This is a genomic window from Streptomyces sp. MBT65, from assembly GCF_016612545.1.
Taxonomy (GTDB): Bacteria; Actinomycetota; Actinomycetes; order Streptomycetales; family Streptomycetaceae; genus Streptomyces.
Genome location: NZ_JAENRY010000740.1, coordinates 1 through 537 on the forward strand (window position 1 = coordinate 1; position 537 = coordinate 537).

General features: G+C 74.1%; 1 pseudogene. It reads right to left on the reverse strand.

From position 1 onward, the window contains the following. Positions 1–537 (reverse strand): annotated as a pseudogene (locus tag JHN63_RS53785) (hypothetical protein); the annotation flags it as partial.

The window sequence follows — 537 nt, forward strand, 5'->3', positions numbered from 1 at the left end:
GGGTGGTTCGGTGGGGGTGGGTGTCGACCAGGCGCGGGTGTCGGCGTCGTCGGCGGTCGGTCCAACTGGCTTGCTCGGGGCGGCCGATGACCAGGCGGCGGGCTCGTCGGCGATGGGCCCGACGGGCTTGCTGGGAGCAGCTGACGACCAAGCACGGGTGCTGGCGTCGTCGGCCGCGGGTCCGACTGGCTTGCTGGGGGCCGCTGTTGACCAGGCACGGGTGTCGGAGCCGTCGACTGTGGCCTCAACCGGCTTGCCGGACGCGGCTGATGGCCAGGCACGGGTGTCCGTGTCGTCGGCGGTGGAGCTCTGTGCGGCGGATCCGGAGGTGCCGAGGTCGGATGTGGTGGGGTCCGCCGGACGGGTGCCGGGGCGGTACGGCGCAGCGGGGTGGGTGTCGGTGGGATAGGGCGCGTTGGCACCGGCGGGCGACCACGCACCACGGGTGGGCGCGCCGCCTGTCGGATCCGTGAACGACTCGCCTCGCCAAGGGGCATCCGTCCGGAGCCGATCGGCGCTCTCCGAGGGGGACTCGGG